Source organism: Pseudomonas sp. RW10S2 (genome assembly GCF_014268985.1).
GTDB classification, from domain to species: domain Bacteria; phylum Pseudomonadota; class Gammaproteobacteria; order Pseudomonadales; family Pseudomonadaceae; genus Aquipseudomonas; species Aquipseudomonas wayambapalatensis.
Genome location: NZ_JABWRO010000180.1, coordinates 1 through 6945, shown reverse-complemented (window position 1 = coordinate 6945; position 6945 = coordinate 1). Strand labels below are relative to the sequence as shown.

3 protein-coding genes and 1 tRNA gene are annotated in these 6945 nt (G+C 57.5%); all 4 read left to right on the top strand.

Annotated elements, in window-relative coordinates; translation table 11 throughout:
* Positions 1-131 precede the first annotated feature (131 nt).
* The 4 genes from HU729_RS24405 (at position 132) to HU729_RS24390 (ending at position 6733) form a co-directional block, all read left to right on the top strand.
* On the top strand, positions 132-3875 hold the full coding sequence (locus HU729_RS24405; RefSeq protein ID WP_186711797.1) for a bifunctional diguanylate cyclase/phosphodiesterase: 3744 nt from the start codon (positions 132-134) through the stop codon (positions 3873-3875).
* A gap of 15 nt (positions 3876-3890) precedes the next feature.
* A tRNA-Ile gene (locus HU729_RS24400) sits at positions 3891-3967 on the top strand.
* Between the two features lie 125 nt (positions 3968-4092).
* Entirely contained in the window at positions 4093-5172 is a 1080-nt protein-coding gene (locus HU729_RS24395) for a site-specific integrase (protein ID WP_186711796.1), read from the top strand.
* 595 nt (positions 5173-5767) lie between these two features.
* Positions 5768-6733, top strand: a complete 966-nt coding sequence (locus HU729_RS24390) for a hypothetical protein (protein ID WP_186711795.1) — start codon at positions 5768-5770, stop codon at positions 6731-6733.
* The last annotated feature ends 212 nt before the right edge of the window (positions 6734-6945 follow it).

The following is a 6945-nucleotide window of genomic DNA, read 5'->3' as shown; positions in this document are numbered from 1 at the left end:
CCCCCCCCGGGGGGGGGGGGGGGGTTTTTTCATGGGCGACAAAAAGCAGCAGGCAATCTGCCGCATTCACCGGCACTCTTCACCCGCGTCCGTCTACACTCGAATCAGCCCCCTGATAGAGAGAGGTCGCCATGCCCTTGATGCCGGCACTTCTGCTGCTGCTCTTGATGATCTGGAACACAGCGGCCGGCGCCCTGACCCTGACGGACGAAGAACAAGCCTGGCTCAACGCCCATCCGCAGCTGCGCCTGGGCGTGGATGCGTCTTGGCCGCCATTCGAATTTCGCGACCAGGAAGGTCGCTATCAGGGATTGGCCGCCGACTACATTGCCCTGATCCAGCAACGCCTGGGCGTCACGCTGCAGCCGGTCGAGCCCAGCAATTGGTCGCAAGTACTTGAGCAAGCACGACAGAACCGTATCGACCTGCTTCCAGGCATCATGTCGACGCCCGAACGCCAATCCTACCTGGCCTTCACCCGCCCCTACCTCGATTTCCCCATCGTCATCCTCGCCCACGAGGGCGGCCCTCAGCCACGCACCCTCAAAGACCTGTACGGCCTGAAAATCGCGGTCGTGGAAAACTACGCTCCCCATGAGTTGCTGCGTACCCACCACCCGGATCTCAATCTGGTGGCCTTGCCCAATGTGAGTTCAGCCCTGCAGGCGTTGGCTACCGACGAAGTGGATGCGGTGGTTGGCGACCTTGCATCGAGCATCTGGAGCCTACGCCAGCTCAAGCTCGATGGCCTGTACGTCAGTGGCGAGACGCCCTACCGCTATCAGTTGGCCATGGCCGCCCCACGAGAACAGAAAATCCTCATCGGCATTCTCGACAAAGTCATGGCCGACCTGAGCAGTACCGAAATCAGTGACATTCAGGAGCGCTGGGTTGGCAACGTCGTCGATCAACGGAGCTTATGGCGCGACCTAGTGATTTATGGCCTGCCGACATTGGCCGTTGTGCTGCTGATCCTCGCCGCCATGCTGCGCATCAATCGCCGCCTCAGCTCGGAGATTTCGCGGCGGATCGCCTTGGAGCAAGAGCTACGCAGCAGCGAATACCACTACCGCAGCCTGATCGAGAGCCTTTCGGCCATCGCCTGGGAGGCCGACGCCAACGACTTCACCTACAGCTACGTCTCCCCGCACGCCGAGGGCCTGCTCGGCTATCCGCTGCGGGAATGGCTCAAACCCGGCTTCTGGCGCGGCATCCTGCACCCCGAAGACGCCCTCTGGGCCCAGGCCTACTGCGATGCCGAAACCGCCGCCGGGCGCGACCACAGCCTCGACTATCGCGTAATACGTGCCGACGGGCACATCCTCTGGGTACGCAATATCGTCAGCATGATCGAGCAAGGCCACAAGCCGCTGATGCGCGGCCTGATGATCGACATCAGCGAAACCAAACGTACCGAGGATGCCCTGCGCCTATCCGAACAGAAGTTCGCCTCGGTGTTTGAGCAATGCCCCGACATCCTGCTCATCGCCCGCCACAGCGACGGCTGCCTGCTGGAGGTCAACAAAGCATTCGAAGAGCAGATCGGCCTGAGCCCAGCCCAGGTCATAGGCCGCACCGCCACAGAACTGGACCTGTGGGGCGTTGCGGGCTCCGGCCCGACGATCCTTGAGCGCATGCAACTGGGCGGCATCCGCAATCTGGAAATGAGCTTCCGGCGCAGCAACGGCGAGTTATTCACAGGCCTCACCTCCGCTGAAAGCTTCGACCTGGACGGCACACCGGCGCTGGTGGTTGCCGTGCGCGACATCAGCCAGCTCAAGGAAACCCAGCAACAGTTGCAGACTTCCGAAGAGAAGTTCGCCAAGGCCTTCCACGCATCGCCCGACGGCTTGCTGCTGTCGCGCCAGAGCGATGGCCTGCTGCTGGAAGCCAACGAAGGTTTCTGCCGGCTGACCGGCTACGACATCAACCCAAGCCTTGGCCACAACAGCCTTGATCTGGGCATCTGGGCCGACCTCAACGAACGTGATCGGCTGATCGAACTGCTCAAGCGCGATGGTTTTGCGCGCGATTTCAGTTGCCATATCCGCCGTAGCGACGGCCAGATCCGCCTGTGTGAAATGTCCGCTCGGCCACTGCCAATCGGCGGCATCGACTGCATGCTGACCATTACCCGCGACATCACCGAGCGCCACATGATGCAGGAAAAACTGCAACTGGCCGCCACGGTCTTCGAGAACACCGCCGAGGGCGTGCTGATCACCGATACCGAACAGCGCATCAGCGCGGTCAACCGCGCCTTCAGCGAGATCACCGGCTACAGCGAGCTCGAAGCCCTTGGCCAGACCCCACGTCTGCTCGCCTCCGGTCAACACGACAGCGCCTTCTACGTCGCCATGTGGCATCAGCTCACCGCCGAAGGCCATTGGCAGGGCGAGATCTGCAACCGACGCAAGAACGGCGAGTTCTACCCTAGTTGGCTGACCATCAGCGCCGTACGCAACAGTGAGCACGAGACCACCCATTTCGTCGCCGTGTTCGCCGACATCTCCAGCCTCAAGCACGCCCAGGCCAAGCTCGACTACCAGGCGCACCACGACCCGCTCACCGGCCTGCCTAACCGCACCCTGTTCGAGAGCCGCCTGCAGGCTGCCCTCACCTGCGCCCAGGCCTCCAGCCGCCAGGGCGCAGTGCTGTTCCTCGACCTCGACCGCTTCAAGCACATCAACGACAGCCTCGGCCACCCGGTCGGCGACCTCTTGCTAAAGGGCATCGCCCAACGCCTGAAAGAACAGGTTCGCGATGTCGACACCGTCGCCCGCCTGGGCGGCGACGAATTCATCATCCTGTTGCCCGGCCTGCATCGCCCAAGCGACGCCAGCGCCATCGCCAACAAGCTACTGGCGTGTTTCCACGCCCCGGTTCAGGCCGGCGAGCACGAGTTCTTCACCAGTGCCAGCATCGGTATCAGCCTGTACCCGCAGGACGGCACCGACGTCGCCACATTGATCCGCAACGCCGACGCCGCGATGTACCGCTCCAAGGCCAAGGGCCGCAACCGCGTCGAAAGCTACACCCTCGACCTCACTGCCCAGGCCAGCGAGCGTATTTTCCTCGAGCATGAGCTGCGCCGCGCCATCGAACGCAACGAACTGAGCCTGTACTACCAACCCAAGTTCAGCCTCAAGACCCAGGGGTTGGTCGGTGCCGAGGCGCTGATCCGCTGGAACCACCCGACCTTCGGCGAGGTGCCGCCGGAGCAGTTCATTCACCTGGCCGAAGAGAACGGCAGCATCCTCCAGCTCGGCGACTGGGTGCTGGAGCAGGCCTGCCAGCAGATGCACACCTGGAAACGCACCTACCAGGCGTTCGGCCCGCTGTCGATCAACCTCGCAGGTGCTCAATTGCGCCAGCCCAGCCTGACCCGGCGGATCGAGCACCTGCTCAAGACCTTCCACCTCAAGGCCGGCGATCTGCAGCTGGAAATCACCGAGAACTTCATCATGAGCCAGGCCGAAGAAGCCCTGGCCATCCTGCACCAGCTCAAGCACCTCGGTGTGCAACTGGCGATCGACGACTTCGGCACCGGCTACTCCTCGCTGAGCTACCTGAAGCGCCTGCCGCTGGACATCCTCAAGATCGACCAGTCGTTCATCCGCGGCCTGCCCGACGACCCCCACGACGCCGCCATCGCCCGCGCCATCATTGCCCTGGGCCGCAGTATGCAGTTGACCATCATCGCCGAAGGCGTGGAGAACCAGGCCCAGCAACGCTTCCTCGCCGCAGAAGGATGCGAACAGATCCAGGGCTACATCGTCAGCCTGCCCCTGCCCGCCGACGAATTCGCCGCCACCTTTCTTCGTATAGCACTGTCGGATCTTTCAGATGGCACCCTTAGCAAACCCTCGTTATAATCCGGCCGACCTCTGGGGCCTATAGCTCAGTTGGTTAGAGCAGAGGACTCATAATCCTTTGGTCCACGGTTCGAGTCCGTGTGGGCCCACCACCTTCAAAGCCGCGCATTGCGCGGCTTTGTGCTTTTCAGGGGTGTGGCCTCACGAATAATCCTATGGTCCAAAGGTACAAATTAGATACAGTGCAGTTCTGTCTGCTCGCCTTTGGAGTCCTCAGATGGCCACAATTGTCAAAACCCCTGCCGGCACTTGGAAAGCTGTCATCCGCAAAACTGGATGGCCCACCAACTCTAAAACCTTCCGAACTAAACGCGACGCAGAAGACTGGGCACGTCGTACCGAGGACGAAATGGTGCGAGGGGTTTACATCCAGCGCAGCGGCTCAGAGCGCCTAACGCTTGAGAAAGCACTGGAACGCTATCTGGCCGAGGTCACCCCAAGTAAAAAACCCACCACGCAGAAAGCTGAGGCAACCAAGGCCAAGCAGCTGATCGAACACCTGGGCAAATACTCCTTGGCCGCCCTCTCCGCCGAAGTTATCGCCAATTACCGCGACACCCGACTGGGCGCCCTGAGCAAGCGTGGCGTCCCCGTTAGCAATAACACCGTGCGCCTCGAGATAGCCTTGCTTAGCCATCTCTATACCGTGGCAATTCAAGAATGGGGGCTCGGACTGACATTTAACCCGGTGCTCAATATTCGCAAACCGAGCCCTGGAGAAGGTCGCGACCGCCGACTGTCAGCCGATGAAGAACGACGCCTGCTTAGCGCCGCTAGCACACACAGCAACCCTATGCTTGGCTGGATCGTTCGTATCGCCCTGGAGACAGGCATGCGCTCATCGGAGATCACAGGTCTACGCTGTCACCAGGTCGACCTGAAAAAGCGTGTAGTGCGCCTGTCAGACACCAAAAATGATAGTGCCCGGACCGTTCCTCTCACCAAACAGGCTACGGACACCTTCAAGGCCGCTTTGGATAATCCAGTACGACCAACCGATTGCAACCTCGTATTCTTTGGCGAGCCAGGCAAGGACGGTAAACGCCGCCCCTATGCCTTCACAAAGAAATGGGGACTACTCAAGACTAAGCTAGGAATGTCTGACCTGCGCTTTCACGATCTACGCCACGAAGCAGTGAGTCGGCTTGTAGAAAGCGGTATGTCGGACCAGAAGGTCTCAGCCATAAGTGGCCATAAATCGATGCAGATGCTCCGGCGCTATACGCATCTGAGAGCCGAAGACCTGGTGAAAGATTTAGATGCTATCGGCCGCCCGAAGAAAAAGCGAAAAGCATGATGTTCGATGAGCTACGCCTAAAGAGGCAGGATCAGTTGGAGCTACTCGCTCCAATTCTGTCGCAAGCAGACGCTGATCGATGTATGGCACTGGGGGAAGACTTTATCAGGAGTTTAGCCACCTCCCTGAATCAGCAGGAGGCGATCCGCAGTCCCTCAAACCCTTCGCCTGACTCCACTATATGCGGGCTGCTCAGCTCGCTGAAGCTTAGCCTAGACGATCGTGGAAGAACGTTAGCGATGCTTCCTACCGACAAGTTCGCTAGTCGACAGCTCGGGCTAGACCTTTTGACCTACAGCGAACTCCATGAGAACGATCCCTTTCCTGAGGCAGAACTTCTCAAGCTTGTCCTGGCTCGCTTTCATGCCAGAACTAACTACTGGAGAGAAGTCGCACGACTCTTGCCGTGCGAGGGAAAGTTGTCCTGAGCGAATTTATAGCTCGCTTTCCGGCATCCCTGCCGGTGCTGGTGGCCAGACCCGGGCATAAAGCCGCCCGGCCCTGGCGCGGCATCCATGCCTCACCAGCTGTACAACAAAGAATACTACACACCTGTGTTAGCAACCGACAGCAACACTAACGCTCAAGGAATAGCATGATGGCAATAACTTTATTTGGATTATTTTTTATCCTACCGGTTCTCTCTGGCTATATTGCAAACATCCTGAGCTCAAGAGACAAAAAGTTATGGTGGTATAAACGACTACGTAGGATAAAGCGTTGGAAAAAGCCAGAATATTCAGCCGCAACGTTCATTGTTGCCACCGTTGCATTTTATGCCCTGGGCCTTTCTGCAATCATGGGAAACAAATCCAACACAACAACTGCGCTAACCATACTATCAATAAACTGCCTATCCGCTTTTGTGTTTCTGTACTATCACTGGAATATTTCCGCTTTTATTGCGCGGCACTGGGAGTTATGTAAGACTCTGATCACGCCAGTGGTGGTATGCGTAGCAACGCTTTCAAAGATTTACTCCGACGCGGCAATTGCTGAGCTTAGCAGCCTATCTCCTGCAGACCTGCCAGGCACTCAACTATTCCTTACTCTAATCCTGACACCAACAATATGGTTCTTCGCAGCATCACTAGCTTTTGGGTATGCGAGCCTATTATTGATTCCCGCTCTTTTAGTCAAGAACCTAGTGGATGAGTATCGTAGAAACAATAAAAAACACCCCCTTCGCAAAAAGAAAAAATCCTCACCAGCCATGGCAATAGTTGCGCTTTCGTTAGGAGCCATAATACTACTTACCCTAATGCAGAAAGTTGCAAGCAAGAACTTTTATGAGCCTAGACTAAGACAGGCCATTGCATTCTCATCTTTCCACCTACCAACATCATATTGCGGACTTGAAGATACTAACGGCGTTAACGTTGCGGTGATGCCGGATGATCGTGCGGCGCTAGCGATACCTGATGTTAAGCTTGGTTATAAGTTTATAAAAATCAGCTGCAGTCCGCCTCGCACAACAGATAGCGAGACCAAGGAAATCCTGAAAAACGTTATTAATGAAAATAATAAAACTGCTCCAAGGGAAGCAGCTTCTCATCAATAATAGTTCTACAACGACGCCGTCAATCCCGATGTAAACAGCTGATCAAGTATTCTGCAATCTCGCACCTGTCCACCTGTTGCTCCTCAACTCTGTCCTTTACGCCGCTTAGCAGCATAATGACGAGTCTGGTATTTTAAGATGCAGGCGGTATCAAGCCGCTCTGCCTCACCCAGACCCCACCCCTGCGCGAGTATATCTGGCCATCTTTCGCC